The 16,106-nt window shown below is 41.5% G+C and carries 21 protein-coding genes; 4 read left to right on the top strand and 17 right to left on the bottom strand.

Annotated features, from left to right (window positions below; genetic code table 11):
- Positions 1–103 precede the first annotated feature (103 nt).
- The 3 genes from QSJ46_RS06675 to gpr all read right to left on the bottom strand — a co-directional run bounded on the left by QSJ46_RS06675 (position 104) and on the right by gpr (position 2,840).
- Complete coding sequence (locus QSJ46_RS06675) at positions 104–436, bottom strand: YqxA family protein (RefSeq protein WP_285604498.1); 333 nt, start codon at positions 434–436, stop codon at positions 104–106.
- A 13-nt stretch (positions 437–449) separates the two neighbouring features.
- Complete coding sequence (locus QSJ46_RS06670; RefSeq protein ID WP_285604497.1) at positions 450–1,658, bottom strand: stage II sporulation protein P; 1,209 nt, start codon at positions 1,656–1,658, stop codon at positions 450–452.
- Between the two features lie 66 nt (positions 1,659–1,724).
- Positions 1,725–2,840, bottom strand: a complete 1,116-nt coding sequence (gene gpr, locus QSJ46_RS06665) for a GPR endopeptidase (protein WP_059374591.1) — start codon at positions 2,838–2,840, stop codon at positions 1,725–1,727.
- A 198-nt stretch (positions 2,841–3,038) separates the two neighbouring features.
- Here gpr and rpsT point away from each other — a divergent pair, with 198 nt between their 5' ends.
- On the top strand, positions 3,039–3,305 hold the full coding sequence (gene rpsT / locus QSJ46_RS06660) for a 30S ribosomal protein S20 (RefSeq protein ID WP_024423042.1): 267 nt from the start codon (positions 3,039–3,041) through the stop codon (positions 3,303–3,305).
- Between the two features lie 134 nt (positions 3,306–3,439).
- On the opposite strand, the gene holA is transcribed toward rpsT, so the two are convergent.
- Positions 3,440–4,459, bottom strand: coding sequence for a DNA polymerase III subunit delta (gene holA / locus QSJ46_RS06655; protein WP_047201921.1), 1,020 nt, complete (start codon positions 4,457–4,459; stop codon positions 3,440–3,442).
- 237 nt (positions 4,460–4,696) lie between these two features.
- Here holA and QSJ46_RS06650 point away from each other — a divergent pair, with 237 nt between their 5' ends.
- Positions 4,697–4,831 (top strand): YqzM family protein, encoded by a 135-nt coding sequence (locus QSJ46_RS06650; protein WP_012010638.1) that lies wholly within the window; start codon positions 4,697–4,699, stop codon positions 4,829–4,831.
- A 39-nt stretch (positions 4,832–4,870) separates the two neighbouring features.
- Here the strand turns inward: QSJ46_RS06650 and QSJ46_RS06645 are convergent, their stop codons facing one another.
- The 3 genes from QSJ46_RS06645 to QSJ46_RS06635 all read right to left on the bottom strand — a co-directional run bounded on the left by QSJ46_RS06645 (position 4,871) and on the right by QSJ46_RS06635 (position 8,455).
- Complete coding sequence (locus QSJ46_RS06645; protein WP_352230646.1) at positions 4,871–7,198, bottom strand: DNA internalization-related competence protein ComEC/Rec2; 2,328 nt, start codon at positions 7,196–7,198, stop codon at positions 4,871–4,873.
- A complete protein-coding gene (locus QSJ46_RS06640; protein ID WP_106025010.1) occupies positions 7,191–7,760 on the bottom strand; it encodes a ComE operon protein 2 in 570 nt (189 codons plus the stop codon). The genes QSJ46_RS06645 and QSJ46_RS06640 overlap by 8 nt, the downstream gene beginning before the upstream one ends.
- Positions 7,761–7,825: 65 nt before the next feature.
- Positions 7,826–8,455 carry a helix-hairpin-helix domain-containing protein gene (locus QSJ46_RS06635; RefSeq protein WP_285604495.1) on the bottom strand — a complete coding sequence of 210 codons (630 nt, stop codon included), beginning with the start codon at positions 8,453–8,455 and terminating at the stop codon, positions 7,826–7,828.
- 90 nt (positions 8,456–8,545) lie between these two features.
- Here QSJ46_RS06635 and comER point away from each other — a divergent pair, with 90 nt between their 5' ends.
- On the top strand, positions 8,546–9,394 hold the full coding sequence (comER, locus tag QSJ46_RS06630; protein WP_285604494.1) for a late competence protein ComER: 849 nt from the start codon (positions 8,546–8,548) through the stop codon (positions 9,392–9,394).
- A gap of 48 nt (positions 9,395–9,442) precedes the next feature.
- Here the strand turns inward: comER and QSJ46_RS06625 are convergent, their stop codons facing one another.
- The 8 genes from QSJ46_RS06625 to QSJ46_RS06590 are packed head-to-tail and all read right to left on the bottom strand — an operon-like array spanning position 9,443 to position 14,461.
- Positions 9,443–10,186, bottom strand: a complete 744-nt coding sequence (locus QSJ46_RS06625; protein WP_285604493.1) for a class I SAM-dependent DNA methyltransferase — start codon at positions 10,184–10,186, stop codon at positions 9,443–9,445.
- Positions 10,183–10,539 (bottom strand): ribosome silencing factor, encoded by a 357-nt coding sequence (gene rsfS / locus QSJ46_RS06620; RefSeq protein ID WP_003217467.1) that lies wholly within the window; start codon positions 10,537–10,539, stop codon positions 10,183–10,185. Before rsfS ends, QSJ46_RS06625 begins: the two co-directional genes overlap by 4 nt.
- A gap of 13 nt (positions 10,540–10,552) precedes the next feature.
- Positions 10,553–11,116: a bis(5'-nucleosyl)-tetraphosphatase (symmetrical) YqeK gene (gene yqeK, locus QSJ46_RS06615; RefSeq protein WP_048238932.1), complete on the bottom strand. Its 564-nt coding sequence runs from the start codon at positions 11,114–11,116 to the stop codon at positions 10,553–10,555.
- Positions 11,106–11,675 (bottom strand): nicotinate-nucleotide adenylyltransferase, encoded by a 570-nt coding sequence (locus tag QSJ46_RS06610; protein WP_285604492.1) that lies wholly within the window; start codon positions 11,673–11,675, stop codon positions 11,106–11,108. Before QSJ46_RS06610 ends, yqeK begins: the two co-directional genes overlap by 11 nt.
- A gap of 13 nt (positions 11,676–11,688) precedes the next feature.
- Complete coding sequence (gene yhbY, locus QSJ46_RS06605) at positions 11,689–11,979, bottom strand: ribosome assembly RNA-binding protein YhbY (protein WP_008342507.1); 291 nt, start codon at positions 11,977–11,979, stop codon at positions 11,689–11,691.
- The gene (aroE, locus tag QSJ46_RS06600; RefSeq protein WP_047201928.1) at positions 11,973–12,815 is read right to left on the bottom strand and encodes a shikimate dehydrogenase; all 843 of its coding nucleotides are present in this window, start codon (positions 12,813–12,815) and stop codon (positions 11,973–11,975) included. The genes yhbY and aroE overlap by 7 nt, the downstream gene beginning before the upstream one ends.
- A 21-nt stretch (positions 12,816–12,836) precedes the next feature.
- The gene (yqeH, locus tag QSJ46_RS06595) at positions 12,837–13,937 is read right to left on the bottom strand and encodes a ribosome biogenesis GTPase YqeH (protein ID WP_047201929.1); all 1,101 of its coding nucleotides are present in this window, start codon (positions 13,935–13,937) and stop codon (positions 12,837–12,839) included.
- A gap of 2 nt (positions 13,938–13,939) precedes the next feature.
- On the bottom strand, positions 13,940–14,461 hold the full coding sequence (locus QSJ46_RS06590; RefSeq protein ID WP_008356191.1) for a YqeG family HAD IIIA-type phosphatase: 522 nt from the start codon (positions 14,459–14,461) through the stop codon (positions 13,940–13,942).
- 361 nt (positions 14,462–14,822) lie between these two features.
- Between QSJ46_RS06590 and QSJ46_RS06585 the strand changes: the two genes are divergently transcribed.
- On the top strand, positions 14,823–14,963 hold the full coding sequence (locus tag QSJ46_RS06585; protein ID WP_003217327.1) for a sporulation histidine kinase inhibitor Sda: 141 nt from the start codon (positions 14,823–14,825) through the stop codon (positions 14,961–14,963).
- Positions 14,964–15,098: 135 nt separating this feature from the next.
- Here QSJ46_RS06585 and QSJ46_RS06580 read toward each other — a convergent pair whose 3' ends face one another.
- Together QSJ46_RS06580 and QSJ46_RS06575 are read right to left on the bottom strand one after the other, a co-directional pair.
- Positions 15,099–15,248 (bottom strand): hypothetical protein, encoded by a 150-nt coding sequence (locus QSJ46_RS06580; protein WP_181286113.1) that lies wholly within the window; start codon positions 15,246–15,248, stop codon positions 15,099–15,101.
- Positions 15,249–15,326: 78 nt separating this feature from the next.
- A complete protein-coding gene (locus QSJ46_RS06575) occupies positions 15,327–16,055 on the bottom strand; it encodes an SGNH/GDSL hydrolase family protein (protein WP_285604491.1) in 729 nt (242 codons plus the stop codon).
- Positions 16,056–16,106: the final 51 nt, after the last annotated feature.

Here is a 16,106-nt window from a genome sequence, read left to right as displayed (position 1 = left end):
GTTAGATTATATCAATAGGGCTGTAAAGATTCAATCGAAATCAAGAAAAGCCGCTTATCGGTCAGCGGCTTTGATTAAAAGGGTGATATCTCATGAAATTCGTTTATTTCCCATTCACCCAATCATAAAGAGAACGGGCTGCATGTGTCATACCATCAGACAGGACTTTTCCTGCTTTGGAAAAGGCATTAAAGCCTTCTATTTCCTCCAGCTGCTTTTGTTTTTCGGCAAGATCCTTTTCTGTAACAGCCGTTCCTAAGATAGAAGCTTCCTTTTCTTCATCGTCGTTCATTTGAATGGAGAAAGCTCCTTTTAATTGCGGATCATGGTAGCCCTTCATTTGCAGCATGCCATTATTCGCTTGCTGCATTCCTAAAAAGACACCAAACAGCAAGACCAATCCTAAAATAATGGTTTTTCCAATAAATGAGCCCATACCCGTCACCACCTTAAGAGCGTTTTTTCTCACCCGTTGCTTTGCCATCCACCTTTTCCGCGTCCCAGAAAATGTCGCTGAATACATCAGCTGCCGCATTGGATGCATTTCTTAATTCTTCCATATTATTATCCACTCCGCCAAATTCTAAAAGAAGGGCTTTGTCGGATAAATCTTGATTATAGATTCCATTATCGCCAATTTCTCCTTTGGCAAACACGCCGACACTAAGACCTTTATATTTTTTCTCCATCAAATGGTGGAACACTGTCGCAAGCTTTAAGTTTTTCTCATAGCTTTGATTCTTCTTCCCAACAACAAACGCAATTCTCGCATATTTCTTCCCTTTGATTTCGACAGTCGTATCTTTCTTTCTTCTTGAGTCCCGGTGAATATCAATTAAATAATCGAGGTCATCATTTTTCGCTAAGGCTTCTTTCACGACCAATCTTGATTCATTATAAGACTGCGGATACTTTAATCCTTTTTTCACGAGTCTTTTTTCAATTTCCGTTTTGTCGACTGTATTGCCGATTCCTTGCTGATCAAGTGCCTTTCCAAACATGTCGCCGACAAGGGTGACATTCACTTTTGAGTGCCGTGCATTATTTGGATTCGTTTCTCCTTTTAAAAATGGCAAATATGATTCCGTATTATGTGTGTGATAAATGTACACAGCTTTTCGTTTTCCTGTTGACCGGTCCGGTTCTTTGGCAGGCTTTTTCGGCCCATCTTCATCAAGCTTGTCCAGTTCAGCTAAATTTGCTTCTTTTTCATCTTGGATCACTTCACTCGGAGGCGGCGATTCCATTGGCATGTTGGTATAGTCTGTGCCTTCACCCGCTAAGATGATTTTTGTATCAAAATGTTCAAAGCCTGGAAGTTCTCTTCCTAGAAAACTGCGCGGGTCTTCTAAATTAATACTGGTTGCAAGCTTCAGTGACAGCCCAGAGAAATGAAATCCTTTTTGAGCTTCTGGAACTGCTGAGGCGAAATATTGGTTTTCCATGCCCATTAATGTAGCAAAAAATGCGCCAGAGAGCTCTTCTGCTACACCATATAACGAGGCTTGCGGCCTCAGCTCAGGTTTTAAAGATGTTAAAGCCCCTGACATCACAAACACCACAACAAGAGAGGCAATAAATAAGAAAATGCTTTTGACTACTTTCGTTCCATTAATCGCAACGACCAACTGTCGAGGACGGCGGGGTCTTTTTTTCATGATTTACTCCCTCCAGCACGCTTTCTAGTAATTACACTATGAGCGAGCTAGAGAAAGTAGAACCGATTAATGATTATATGAACCCATGTTATCTTGCGTGATTTTTTGATGAAGCGCTGTGTTTAATCCGTTGGCAAGTACGTTGGCCATATCATCAATGAATGTATCGACTTCTTTAGGCGTGACCATTAAATTTTGCCCGAGCGGCGCAAGCACTTCATGGATCAGCTGCCTTTTCTCTTCTTCTGGAAGGGTTCCTACGATGCCTAAGAATGATTGGCGTGTTTCCTCATCTGGCAAGTCTTCTTCGTTGAGCACTTTTTTCTTCCCGAATGTCAAACCAGCCGGCACAAGAGAGCGGGATGGTCTATCATCTTTTAGTTCTCTACCAAAATGCTTTAAGACATAATCAATTGTGTCACTAGCAATCGTTACTGCATCCACAACTGTCGGAACGCCAATTGCAATTACTGGAATGCCCAATGTTTCTTTGCTTAATTCTTTTCGCTTATTCCCTACACCAGAACCAGGATGGATACCTGTATCAGAAATTTGAATGGTTGTATTCACTCGTTCCACCGCACGAGCAGCAAGGGCGTCGACAGCAATGACAAAATCAGGCTTAGACCGCTCAATCACACCTTGGATAATGTCACTTGTTTCAATACCAGTCAGTCCCATCACACCTGGCGACAAAGAGGAAACTGGGCGATAGCCTTCCTGAACATTTTCCGGCTGCAATTCAAAGAGATGACGGGTCACAAGCAGGTTTTCGACTGTGAGAGGACCTAGTGCATCAGGCGTGACATTCCAGTTTCCCAGTCCTACAACAAGGCAGCTCGCATCAGCCTGAATGCCTCTGTCTTTTAAAAACTGAGCAAAATGACGGGCAAAGACTTGGACGACTTTTTCTTGCATCTCAGAGTCTTTCTCCCGAATACCTTGCGCTTCAAACGTCAAGTATGTCCCTGCCTTTTTGCCGGTCAGCTCCTCCCCTTCTTTCGTGATTTCTACAGTACGGATGCGGATGCCTTGCTCATCTTTTTCTTTTTCGACGATCCCTTGGATCCCGTCCTTTTTGACGACATTCGGATCGTTCTCTTGTTCTAGTATCTCTTTTGTTTCAACAGCCAGGTCTGTCCGGATTTGATAAACGCTTAAATCGAGTTTCTGTTTCTCCATAAAAAGACTCCTTCCACCAAGTAATTAACAGTAGTCTTTCCATCTCTTGAAAGAAACATTCGAGCACGTCATCAATGAAAAATACTTTACATTTATATTGCATTCTAAAGGTGTGTTTGATAGAATACAATTTGTTCTATTGTGAAGATTTAACCTTAAGACAATTGTGTTTAGGTTGTATCTTAGGAGGTGAAACACATGCCAAATATTAAATCAGCGATCAAACGTACAAAAACGAATAACGAACGCCGTGCACATAACGTAACAATCAAGTCTGCGATGCGTACTGCGATTAAACAAGTTGAAGTTTCTGTAGCTAACAACGATGCTGAGCAAGCAAAAGCTGCTCTTGCTTCTGCTGCAAAACGCATTGACAAAGCCGTTAAAACTGGTCTTGTACACAAAAACGCAGCTGCGCGTTACAAATCAAGACTTGCTAAACAAGTAAACGGACTTTCTGCATAATGCTTGCAACGCCTCAGTAATGAGGCACCTGTTTAACTGTACGTCCGTCCTGACCGGCCGAGCCTTAAGGACAGACTGGCAATTATACATCTAAACAAAAACGACCCTCTTTTTAGAAGGTCGTTTTTTTATGTTCAAGCGCCTAATAGTCGAAGCAGGAACAATTCTAACAATAGCTGTTTGTCCTTTTTACCCGTTTTCATTTCATAATCAATCGTTGAGAGTTCTTTGACGATCTGTTTGAGCTCTTCTTCTGAAAACAGTCTTGCCTGATCCATAGCGAGTTTGACACGGAATGGGTGGACTTTTAGGTTTGAAGCAATTTGTTTTTGCCCATAGCCTTGCTGAGCGAAGTACTTCGTCTGTAAAATCAATCGAAATTGAGTTGAAATGAGTGCTAATATTTTAATGGGTTCCTCATTTTGCTTCAAGAGGTCATAGAACATCTGCATGGCCTCAGAGCGGCGTCTGTTTACGATTTGATTAATCAGCTCGAAAATATTTTGCTCTAAGCTTCTTGCAACGAGCTGATTGACATCTGCTAACTCAATTTCTTCCCGCTCTCCAATATATGTACTTAGCTTCCGAACCTCTTGGAATAGAGAAGATAGACTTCCGCCGCATAACATCACAAGCTGTTCAGCCGCTTCAGATGTAATCATCTTTCCTTCTGTCTTCACCAGTGTAATGGTGAAATCAGTTGTTTCTTTTGGGTTTAATTCTTTCGCCTCAACAACAGCAGCTTTCTTTTTTAGCAATTTGGTGATTTTTTTACGCTCATCCAGCTTTTCATATGGTGCTAATAACACGAGAATGGTATAGGGCGCGGGCTTTTCTAAATAAGCTTCTAATACAGAAAGCTCATGCTCGATCTTTTCCTTTTTCTTCTCAGCTGTAAGAAAATAAGGATTCTTGATCACGACGAGACGTCTTTCTCCCATAAACGGAAATGTTTCTGCATCGGTCACAGCCTGTTCAAGCGGCACCTCTTCCATATCGAAGATGGAGTAATTAAAATCTTTCGTTTCCTCGTCTACTACAGCTTGTCTCAATTTAGCGGCGGTTTCTTGCAGTAAATATGTTTCTTTCCCATATAAGCAATAAACGGGATGGATATCCCCTCGTTTTAAATTGTTCCATACATCAAAGACCATCAATTGAATCCCTCTCTTTCACTTCCTCCTCTATCCTAAAGTGTGCGAAGACATTAGTAAAGAGGAAGCTGAAAGTGCCGCCTCCTCATTTATAGTAAACGTCCGGCGCAAGCTCCCGGGTCAGCCTGCTGTCAGACGATATTCACAAAATGATCATGAAAATGGAAAACGGTTACTTTACCTTCTAGCAATTCCAAATGAGTTCAAGTATACTAAAATTAGCCAGGAGGGATGAAAATGAATGAATTTGAAAAAAATGTTCAAAGCAAGCGGAATGATGTGACCGACTCAGCCGTTGGTTTTATCGTCACATTCGGATTTTTCGCCTCAATGTTTATTTTGGCAACCATTATACACCTCGTTGGATCTTAACTTCATGAAGGTTACATGACTGCCTTTTTGGCAGTTTTTTTATTGAGTTTGTAAGATATCATATGGAGGATGAGTGTAAAACGTTCCTTCCTCATCGAGAAATTCATACGTCACGCTCCCGTCGGTATCTGTACGATACACCTTCATTTGCTGGTCCTTTAATTTCTTCAAAACTTCTTGATGTGGATGCTGATAACGATTGCGTTCACCTGCTGAAATGAGTGCATGTGAGGCCTTGAGATGCTGAAGCCATTCTTCGCTTGTTGACCCTTTACTCCCGTGATGTCCAACCTTTAAGATATCTGCCCGCAGATGAGGAAAGGCTTTTATAATGTCTCGCTCCCCTTCTTGTTCAAGATCTCCAGTGAGCATAAACCGCTTCCCGCCTAGAGTAAATGTCAAAACGAGCGAATCATTATTCTTAGTTGTCACTCGATGACGCGACGGATGAAGAACCTCAAATATTTGCTCTCCAATCTGAAGCCGATCTCCTCTCTCTAATTCATCAATCATGATCCCTTTATCAGCTGCTTCTTTTAACAGCTCCGCATCCTCTGGACTCCGGGCAAAGCCTTTTGGTATAGCCAGCCGCTTTACTTTATTTCGCTTGATTAACCGAACTGCTTCTCCCATATGGTCTTGATCCGCATGCGTCAGAATAAGAACATCAAGTTTTACTATACCTTTAGAATGCAGAAACGGGATCAGCGTTTGATCACCGATCGTAGACACTTTTCGTCTTTTTTTCCACGGCTCTTCTTCAAAAGAAAGCCTGCCTCCCGTGTCCACAAGTAGGTGCCCCTTTCGATAGGGCAGCTGAATAAACAAACTATCCCCCTGTCCTACATCCAGCATCGTCACTTCCCCTTTTTCGAAAAAATTCGGGGTAAAATAGTGAACACTCAAGACACCAATGAGAAAAAGGAGCGGCACAGCATAGGACTTCACAGACGTTTTGCACTCCATCACAACTAACAGAACAATTAAGGCACTCACCTCAAGAACAATATGACACCAAGTTGACTTCATAAAAATCAAGTTGAATCCATCAAAATCAGCCATATAGGCTGACAATTGATGACTAAGCTGGATCACCGAATCAAGAAGTTGAAACAATGTTTGTCCAAGCGGAAGATAAATGATCGTCAAAAGAAAAAAGAGTAAGGATAGCGGCATGACGATCGTCGTATAAAAAGGAACAAATATCATGTTCAAAGGAACGCTCAATAAAGAGAATTGATGAAAATGATATAAAAGAACAGGGAGCGAAGCTAACTGTGCAATAAAGGAAATCAGGAATAATTGCATGACCGAACTTTTTGCTTTTGATAAAATCCTAGTCGATAACAAAATAAAAAACGTCACCACGAAGGAAAGCTGAAATCCGATATCAAATAAATAAAGAGGATGAATTGCTAATAAGAGTAAAAACGTTGCACTTAATACCACAGCAGAAGGCTGTTTCAATTCTTTTGGCAGACTAGTCATCACTAAATAGATTCCTGCCATGAGACAAGCTCTTAAAACAGATGGTGCAGCACCTGTCAAACAAGCATAAACAGGAAGAAAGCATAATAGAAGAATACGTGCTGTCTCTCTTGTCACACCCACACGAAGGAGACACCAAAATAAACATGCAAGAAGCGCTTGCACATGCAGTCCTGAGATCGCTAGTAAATGAATAATGCCGAGCATTTGATAATCTCTTAATATGTCAGGTTCTATCAACTCACGATCGCCAAAAATAAGTGCCTGTACAATGCCAACAGAGTGTTTTGGCACATGATCCTCTAAAAATGTCAAACCCTTTTGCCTCATCGCTTGAAGATAGTAGGAAGAACCGCCTTTTTTTGTACAGTTTTTGATCGACTGCGGCAGAAAAATAGCGTCAATGCCTTTTGTTTTTAAAAATTGATCGTATTGAAACCCATTAGGAATGGTGGCGTGTTTTGCTGGGCGAACATCACCTGTCATGTGACAGCTCATACCAGGTTCTACCTCTTTTAATGCCTCTTTTTCACGCTCTGTTTGAATTGTATAAAAAGTGGCTAGTCGTTCATGGACTGTCGATACAGTCGCTGAAAAACGATTGCCATCTGTTTTCGGAATGCTTTCAATCACAACGGAACCAGATAGGAATTTTTCTTGTACGGCTAGCTCCGTTTCAAGAGACTCATGAACCATAAAAATGAGTGTATAGACAGCCCCGCATAGGCTGACCATTAAAAAAAGCTGGGGCATTTTTTTCAGTAGGCTGAGAAGTAATATGATGAGAAGAAAGAGAAGGAAATATATATGAAGATGATATGCAGCCAGAGCAATTCCAACAGCTGCTGAAATTGCCCCAAACGGCAAATATTTAAACATAGGAAGTAAATAATCGATTCGCCTTCTCATGCATATCGCGAATTTCTGTTTCGCTAAGTCCTGATTCACTCAGCTTCCCAATTAAATCTGCAACAAAGGCCAATTTTTCTTGATTTTTTAAGTCGATGATCATTTCATCTAATTCAACTTGCTCTGTTTGAACACCCGCCTGCTCGAATAAATCAACGGCATATGGATGATTTTTATAATCCTTTGCATAGTACACTGTCCGTATGCCCGCTTGAATGATGGCTTTACAGCACTGTAAACATGGAAAATGTGTGACATATATTTCAGCATCAGCTGTAGGTGCACCAAATTTGGCACATTGTAAAATAGCATTCATTTCCGCATGGATCGTGCGAACACAGTGATGATCAATGACATAGCATCCTACATCCGCACAATGAACATCACCGGCAATGGAGCCATTATACCCCCCTGCAATGATGCGCTTGTCCCTTACGATGGTCGCCCCAACAGCTAACCGCTCACAGGTGCTTCGTAAAGCAAGCAAATGGCTTTGTGCCATAAAATATTGATTCCATGAAATTCTTTCCACGAGCTGATCCCTCCAGAATGATGGTTGATATTAAGTGTACATGCCTTTCTTCTATACCGTCAATTCTACTTCACGGTCAATTGACTTTTCAGCCGTTCAATCGTCTTTTCCCCAAAACCTGAAATGTTCCGCAAGTCTTCAATTTGTTGAAAATCTCCGTGTTCCTCTCTATAGGTAATAATAGCTTCGGCTTTAGCTGGTCCTATGCCGTTAATGGTTTGCAATTCGGCTGCATTGGCCTGATTGACATTTACACCCTCACTCTTTTCAACGTCCGTTGACGCGTCAGCTGATGCTGTTTGCGTCCCTCTTTCCGCTTCCCCCTGCTTCCGAACATAAATCATCATACTATCCTCTAATTTTGCTGCTTGGTTGATTTCAATCGAGTCTGCTTTGCTAGTAAAGCCTCCTGCCCTTCGAATCGCTTCTTCTACCCGAGCATCAGATTGAAACGTATAAACACCTGGCTTTCTTACAGCTCCTTTGACTTCTACAAAAATCGTCGATGGCTCTTTTTCTGTCTTTTCTTGTTTGTCTTCTAATGTGACTTGTATGTCTTTATTCCCCTTCAATACATTTGGTTCTCTGCTTCCCTCCCCTTTTCCAGTGAAAAAGAAGAAACTGATGATCATCACAACCATGAGCCCAGCTGCAATATAAAGACTGTATTTTTTTAATGATATGAGTCGTTTCACTTACTCACGCTTCTTTCAATCATATTTTTCTACTGCTCAACATACTGTTTAGAAGATAACAGATCCTATGCGTCTAAGGAGGGAGAACGTTTGAATATAGGGTTAATCGGTACAGGAAACATGGGTACCATACTTACTGAGGCATTTATTGAATCAAAGGCAGTCAATCCCTCATCGATCACCATTACAAACCGAACCATTGAAAAAGCGTTCAATATAAAAAAGAACCATCCAGAGCTTGAAGTAACGAAACAGCTTTCAGGGGCTGTCACGAATAAAGATTTCATTTTTGTTTGTGTCAAACCACTTGATATTTATCCACTTTTAAAAGAGCTGAGTCCTCTTTTAACGGAGCAGCAAACCATTGTCATCATTACAAGTCCGGTTCATCCTGAACAGCTTCAGGATATCGTTCCTTGTCAAACAGCCAGGCTAATTCCAAGCATTACAAACCGCGCTTTATCAGGCGCATCACTTTTAACTTTTGGTTCATCCTGCAATGCCGCGACGAAAACAGCGTTAAGACAGTTGGCTTCGTGCATTTCAACACCAATCGAGATCCATCATTCGATTACAAGAGTGGCTTCCGATATTGTCAGCTGCGGACCTGCTTTTATCAGTTTTCTCGTTCAGAAGATGATTGAAGCGGCTGTAGAAGAAACGGATATTTCTAAAGAAGAAGCCACCACCTTATCAGAAGATATGCTCGTTGGACTTGGCCGTTTGATTGAAAAAAGAGTCTATACCCTTCCGACACTGCAAGACAAAGTATGTGTGAAAGGCGGGATCACTGGTGAAGGCATTAAAGCACTTGAAGCAGGTGTGCAAGATATGTTTCACCGTCTCTTTCAAAACACTCATGAAAAATTCGATGAAGATCTTGAAGCAGTTGCGCATCAATATCCACCAAGTGTGTTCACTGATGATCGCAGAAATTAATCATCTTTGCAACTTGCTAAAAAAGGGTTTTAAAAAACCATCGTTCTATTAAACGATGGTTTTTGGTTTCTTAGCTGAGATGAAATATCTTTCGGCGAATTCACCGGGGGCTTCATTTGTAAAATCAGCGGTCACTTCTATTTGTTCGAAACCAGCGGACTCAAGGAACGCTGAATATGTTTCAAATGGAAATGTGCGCTGTTCATGCGTCTCATCATAACGCTGATACATGTCTCCATCTTTTACAAAAAAGCTTAAATCATGAATGACCGAATACATGTCATCCCCTTTATCGCTCTGCCAAATATAGCTAATCTCTTCATCTTGATCTGCAAAAGTCGATCCCGGGAATACCTCTTCCATTTTATAAGGCGTATGAACATCAAAAAGTAAAACCCCATCTGCCTCTAAAAGCTGAAACATGTTTTTAAAGGTTTTTTTGACGTCATTTTCGTTTTTTAAGTAATTCAAGGAATCACAGCAAATAACGGCTGCCTGGAAGGCTTGCTCAAAGCCCGTAACCTCTCTCATATCTTGATGTAAAAATTGAATCGACTGCTTTTTCGCCTGGGCTTTTTGCTGCGCGAAGGCCAGCATTTCTTCACTGAGGTCAATTCCTGTGACCTTGTGGCCCTTTTCAGCTAACCGAAGAGAAATCTCTCCAGTTCCACAGCCTACATCGATGATGTCAGCATTCGGCTTAATATACTGCTGGATCCACTGAACCCATTCATCATAAGGCGCATGTGTCATGAGCTCGTCATACACACCTGCAAACCCTTGATAAATCATGAGTTAATGCCAAGTGAAAGCGTTTCTCTCGGCGCATCTCCCCAAAGCTTTTCTAGATTGTAATATCCTCTTTCTTCTTTGTGGAACACATGGGCAATGACATCTCCTAGGTCAATCAATACCCATCTTGCTTCATCAAAGCCTTCCATCTTCTTCACTTCGATTCCGCTTTCCTCTGCAAGATGTTTTACTTCTCTTGCAATGGCTTGCACTTGTTTATCAGAATTCCCGTGACAAATGAGAAAATAATCTGCAACAAGCGAGATTCCTTGCATATTAAGGGCAATAATATCCTCAGCCCGTTTATCATCGCATGCTCCTGCTGCGACGTTTAAAATTGATGATGAATCCATCCAAAATTCCTCCTTAGTTGTTCTTATGCACAAGCGAGTTGTAAGTAGCAAGCGTATCTGGAAAGACTGGCTGATTCTTTTTCATTAGAAAACTGATGGTGTTTTTTAATGATTGGATCAGTGCACGATCTAGATCATGTTCTGCTAACTCCCTTACTTCTTCGACACCAGGGAAATGTCGTCCTGGTTCAATATAATCTGCGACATAAATGACTTTTTCAAGTAAAGTCATGTCTGGTCTGCCGGAAGTATGAAATTCAATGGCTGTTAACACATCGTGATCATCAATTCCAGCTTCTTTTTTGACCAAATAGGCACCAACCGGCGCGTGCCAAAGCTCAGGCGAATATTCAAGCAATAAAGGGTTCATCTTCTCTTGCTCGATAATCCCCTTCATTTCTTCCTTTGGTCTAAATTTCGCATAATCATGAAAAATAGCGGCGATCTCTGCTTTTTTCACATCTGCACCGAACCGTTCCGCTAATGAAATGGCTGTCTCCATGACTCCAAGTGTATGTGTATATCTATGCTCTGTTAACTGCTCTTTGACACAGTTCAATGCTTCTTCACGATTCATATAAATGATGCTCCTTTATATAACGCTCAACAGCTTTCGGAATCAAATAATCAACAGGTATTCCCTGCTCTATTCGCTGCCTAATCAATGTCGATGATACATCAAAAGCTGGAACATCTGCAAATAAAAGCGGATATGCCGTACTTCCAACGTAACCCGGTCTTTTCATCCCAATAAAGGTGATCATTTGAAGCAAATCGTCGATCCGATGCCATTTTGGCAAATACTCGACCATGTCCGCTCCTATCATAAAAAAGAACTGATCTTCTGGATGACGCTTCTTTAACAGATCCACTGTATCTACCGTATAAGACGGACCCTCCCGCTCCATTTCAATGAGCTCGAGACGAAAATACGAATTTGACAGAATCGCCGTCTCCACCATTTTTATCCGGTGATGACTATCTGCTCGTTTCCTTCCTGCTTTATGAGGAGGCATATGGTTTGGGATAAACCATATTTCATCCAGCCCCACTTGAGTCCGCACCTCACTTGCCATCAGTAAATGCCCGTTATGGGGAGGGTCAAACGTACCGCCGAACAATCCTATTTTTTTCATATCGCATCCACCTTTACGGCAGCTTAATTTGTTTATTTTCCTTAGATTCTTTGTAAAGGACAATCACATTTCCGATCGTTTGAACGAGTTCAGCCTTTGCACCTTTTACAAGTGCTTTCGCAACTTCCGTTTTGTCCTCATCGCAATTTTGCAATACGCTGACCTTTAACAGTTCTCTTGCTTCAAGCGCCTCGGAAATTTGCTTGACCATATTGTCATTTACCCCGCCTTTTCCAACTTGAAAAATAGGTGATAAATGATGTGCTTGTGCACGTAAAAAACGTTTTTGCTTACCTTTTAACATGGTGTTCCTCCTAATTTCTCTATGACAATTGACTTCATTTTTCCGGCGTCAGGCGTAATGCCTGTCCACAGTTCAAAGGCTCTTACTGCTTGTCCAACAAACATGCCAACCCCATCCACTGTTTTCAAGCCTAAACCTGCTGCTTCACTTAGCAGTTTTGTTTCTATTGGATTATACACAATATCACAAACGACCGCTGTTTTTTTTGCGTTCGCTAAAGAAATCGGGGTTTCTTCAACATTCGGATACATGCCGATCGAGGTCGTATGGATGATGACATCATATTCCCCAAGCCGCTCTTCTGCTGTATTTAATGTGATTGCATGAGATGTGATTTTCCCCTCTGCAGTTTCAATTAAAGCTTCAGCTTTTTCAATGGTGCGGTTCGTAATATCAAAGCTCTTCGGTGCATACTGAGCAATTGTCGTATAAATCGCTCTTGCCGCTCCGCCAGCACCAATCAAGAGAAATGATAGCTCTGATAACGGCTGATCCAAGGCTTCAAGCAATGAATGAAGAAAGCCTTCTCCATCTGTATTGTACCCAACGAGCTGATCCCCTTCGCGCCGTACCGTATTGACGGCACCGAGGCGTTCAGCTGTCACATCAATTTTGTCAAGGTACTTCATGATTTCTACCTTGTGCGGAACAGTGACGTTAATGCCTCTGATTCCTAACGCTTTCATGCCGCTAATCGCATCTTTCAGGTCATCATTTTCTACTTGAAAGCCATGATAATGTCCATCTATTCCAGCATCCTTTAGTGCTGCATTATGAATATCCGGAGACATTGAGTGGCCAACAGGGTTGCCGATTACTCCGTATAAAGGTTTCAAGGTCTCTCCCCCTTTGAACATTTAAATTAACGAACGTCTCATAAACACATGAACGCCTTTTGGCGCATAAACTTTGATTTGCTTGTCCGCATCATTTGCAGTGACCCAGCCTAAACCTGAAAAGACGATGTCCATTTTTGGCTGATCAATGGTAAAGGTATGCGGAACGAGCGGCGGGAAATCTTCTATTCCCTCTTTTGATGGCGGTGACAGCAGTTCTCCTGCATGTTTTTCATATAAATCATCTGCGTTCTCCAGCTTTGTACGGTGAATGTTCAGCTCATTTGGCATATAGCAGACAAATGACGTTCTGCCGCCTTTTACGTAATCAAATCGAGCCAGTCCGCCAAAATAAAGCGTTTGTGCTTCATTTAATTGGAACGTTCTCGGTTTCAATTCTTTTTTCGGCGTTAAAATCTTCAAGTCATTTTTGCTGACATAGTGTGCCATTTGATGTCGGTTGATGATGCCCGGCGTATCGAATAAAGCAGACCCATCATCAAGCGGAATTTCAATCGCATCAAGTGTAGTACCTGGATATTGGGAGGTAGTAATGACATTCTCTTCTCCAGATACTTCTTTGATGATTCGATTGATAAATGTTGATTTCCCAACATTCGTACAGCCGACAACATAGACATTTCTTCCCTCGCGGTAATGATCAATCGCTTCCATCACCTCAGGTACGCCCTGGCCTCTGCTTGCACTAATTAAGAAAACATCAATAGGGTTTAATCCGTTTTCCTTTGCTTCCCGTTTCATCCAATGAATCAGACGATCTTTTTTCACGGATTTCGGTAAAATATCCACTTTGTTGCCGACAAGTAAAATCGGATTACCACCGACAATACGGCTCAGTCCATTGATCCAGCTTCCGTTAAAGTCAAAAATATCAACGACCTTCACAATGAGAGAATCTGTCTCTCCAATGCTGTGCAATATATTTAAAAAGTCGTCTTCTGTTAAAGAAACATCTTGAATTTCATTGTAGTTCTTTAACCTAAAACAGCGCTGACAGATCACATCTTCTTTCAATAGAGATGCTGCCGGCGCATATCCTAATTGATCTTTATCTTCCGTCTGAATGGCTACACCGCAGCCAATACAAACAACCTTTTCCATTATTACTCTTCCTCCCACTGAATGTGGCCCTTACGCTTTAAGGCTCCTAAAATTCTGCGTTCAATCTGCCTGTTAAACTTTGTGAAAAATCCGTCCGAGGCAGCAACAGGAACGACCAAAATCGTATGGAAGCCATGACGATTCCCGCCAAGAACATCTGTCATGAGCTGATCCCCAATGACAACCACATCTTCTTTTTTCAATTGCATATCAGCGACTGCCTTATTAAAGGCTCTTCCCATAGGCTTTCTCGCTTTATAGATAAACGGGATATGAACCGGTTCAGAAAAAAGCTTGACCCTTTTTTCATTATTGTTCGATACAATCGTCACTTGTATCCCGTGATCTTTCATTTCTTGAAACCACTCAATTAAGCGCGGTGTCGCACTTGGACGGTCCCATTCTACTAGTGTGTTATCTAGATCAGTAATAATTCCTTTTACATTTCGTTCTTTTAATTTTTGCGGTGAAATGTGGAAAATACTTTTCACAAATTCATCCGGTAAGAAATACTTCTTTAGCACAATTTGCACCCTTTCTTCCATTGGTTTTCAGCGATTGTGTCGAATCAAATCACAATTTGTCTGTCTATCGAATACAATGAAAAAGTTTTCGACATATGATGAGGACCTTCAACAGGTGTGGATAATTTTACACACATTATCCACCTATATTTCATCACGCTTTCATTCAATTATAAACACTCTACCCACAAGTTATCCACTTAACCATGTGGATAACAGAACGATTGTTCTTGTTTCCCATTCATGGTAGATTAAAGGTACTTCAAAGACAGTCGATCAACCTATGATGATATGTCTTTTCCTCAAATTTTATGCCAACTTTTTCAGGGGAGGTGTTTTTCCCATCATATGGGTTTCTAGTATGAAAAAGCTGTCAGATGATTTACTTATAGAATCGTATTATAAAGCAAATGAAATGAACTTAAATCGCGACTTCATTGAATTAATTGAGACAGAAATGAAAAGACGTTCGCTCGGGCATATGCTCTCTGTTTCCTCTTAATTCCATATCACAGGAACCATGCCTCCCGAGCACTCTCCTTTTTTAAACTCAGGTGACTGATATTATATCACTTGCGCTATAGGCTTACTACTATTTTCCGTAAAAAACACCCCTTCTGATAAAAGAAGAGGTGTCTTAATTGTAAGGCTGTTCATTCCAAAACCATAACCCTCCGCCTACGACTAAAATGACCACAAGGAACACAACAAGAAAAGCGTAACCGATTCCTGCTCCTTGTGCTGGATAAGGCGAACACGCAGGGTAAGGATAAGGACATCCCCACATATCAGTTACCTCCTTCTAGGAAGATATACTGTTAGACTATGCTGGATGGATGGTCTTGTTTAGGCAGATGGCCATCATTTAAAAATGTTTGATGACATCACGCTCTTTGATTTCGTTATAAATAATTCTCGCACCTTTTGGTGTCATATGATTGCCAGAAGGGTCGATCAAGCCTGACTGAATCAGGGCATGATCACTATCTTCACCAGCTTCTCGGATGAAAGCTTTCCAGTTGTCGACAAGCGGCACCTGCTCATCCTTCGCTACTTCTCTCGTGATGTCATTATAAGAGTTTTGCCAAGCTCTTGCCCCGCCTCTTCCGGCAAAATAAGACGACTTATATCTAGAGTAATAATACAAGCCCTTTTTCCCGCCTTCTACAACAGGCACACAGGTCATGAGAATCGGGGTAATGCCTTCTTTTCTACTTTCAGAAATAAAGTAGGTTAAATTTTCTTTAAACCGTTTTTTCGTCACTCGGGGATGTTTGCCGTCTAAAATCGCCGCATCATTCGTACCGAACATGATGAGGACGTAAGTTGGTTTCTGTTTTAAAATATCCTGCTTAAAGCGAAGTTTCGCGTCTTCAGTCGTCTGCCCGCCAATGCCTGCATTCTTCACTTGAATTTGGCCGCGCTCGACGTTTTTCATGAGATTCACCCATTTTTCAGATGTTGGGTAATCTCGAAAGTCCCAGTTTGATCCTCTTGTATTGCTGTCACCAAATGCAATGACGCTTTCTTGTACTGGCTTTGAGCACCCAGTAGCAACACATAATAGGATAAGTAGGAAAACATACTTCTTCACAACATTCACCTCCAAAAGCCCTCTTCATATAGTAAACGACAAGACTTTTGG

The organism is Bacillus sp. YKCMOAS1 (assembly GCF_030268125.1).
Taxonomy (GTDB): Bacteria; Bacillota; Bacilli; order Bacillales; family Bacillaceae; genus Bacillus; species Bacillus safensis.
The sequence above is the reverse complement of the archived record's forward strand: the minus strand, read 5'-3'. Positions and strand labels throughout refer to the sequence as shown.

Coding starts and splice junctions, on each gene's coding strand:
- QSJ46_RS06675 (WP_285604498.1), bottom strand. CDS start 436: ATGGGCTCATTTATTGGAAAAACCATTATTTTAGGATTGGTCTTGCTG.
- QSJ46_RS06670 (WP_285604497.1), bottom strand. CDS start 1,658: ATGAAAAAAAGACCCCGCCGTCCTCGACAGTTGGTCGTTGCGATTAAT.
- gpr (WP_059374591.1), bottom strand. CDS start 2,840: ATGGAGAAACAGAAACTCGATTTAAGCGTTTATCAAATCCGGACAGAC.
- rpsT (WP_024423042.1), top strand. CDS start 3,039: ATGCCAAATATTAAATCAGCGATCAAACGTACAAAAACGAATAACGAA.
- holA (WP_047201921.1), bottom strand. CDS start 4,459: ATGGTCTTTGATGTATGGAACAATTTAAAACGAGGGGATATCCATCCC.
- QSJ46_RS06650 (WP_012010638.1), top strand. CDS start 4,697: ATGAATGAATTTGAAAAAAATGTTCAAAGCAAGCGGAATGATGTGACC.
- QSJ46_RS06645 (WP_352230646.1), bottom strand. CDS start 7,198: ATGTTTAAATATTTGCCGTTTGGGGCAATTTCAGCAGCTGTTGGAATT.
- QSJ46_RS06625 (WP_285604493.1), bottom strand. CDS start 10,186: ATGATTTATCAAGGGTTTGCAGGTGTGTATGACGAGCTCATGACACAT.
- rsfS (WP_003217467.1), bottom strand. CDS start 10,539: ATGGATTCATCATCAATTTTAAACGTCGCAGCAGGAGCATGCGATGAT.
- yqeK (WP_048238932.1), bottom strand. CDS start 11,116: ATGAATCGTGAAGAAGCATTGAACTGTGTCAAAGAGCAGTTAACAGAG.
- QSJ46_RS06610 (WP_285604492.1), bottom strand. CDS start 11,675: ATGAAAAAAATAGGATTGTTCGGCGGTACGTTTGACCCTCCCCATAAC.
- yhbY (WP_008342507.1), bottom strand. CDS start 11,979: ATGTTAAAAGGTAAGCAAAAACGTTTTTTACGTGCACAAGCACATCAT.
- yqeH (WP_047201929.1), bottom strand. CDS start 13,937: ATGGAAAAGGTTGTTTGTATTGGCTGCGGTGTAGCCATTCAGACGGAA.
- QSJ46_RS06585 (WP_003217327.1), top strand. CDS start 14,823: ATGAAAAAGCTGTCAGATGATTTACTTATAGAATCGTATTATAAAGCA.
- QSJ46_RS06580 (WP_181286113.1), bottom strand. CDS start 15,248: ATGTGGGGATGTCCTTATCCTTACCCTGCGTGTTCGCCTTATCCAGCA.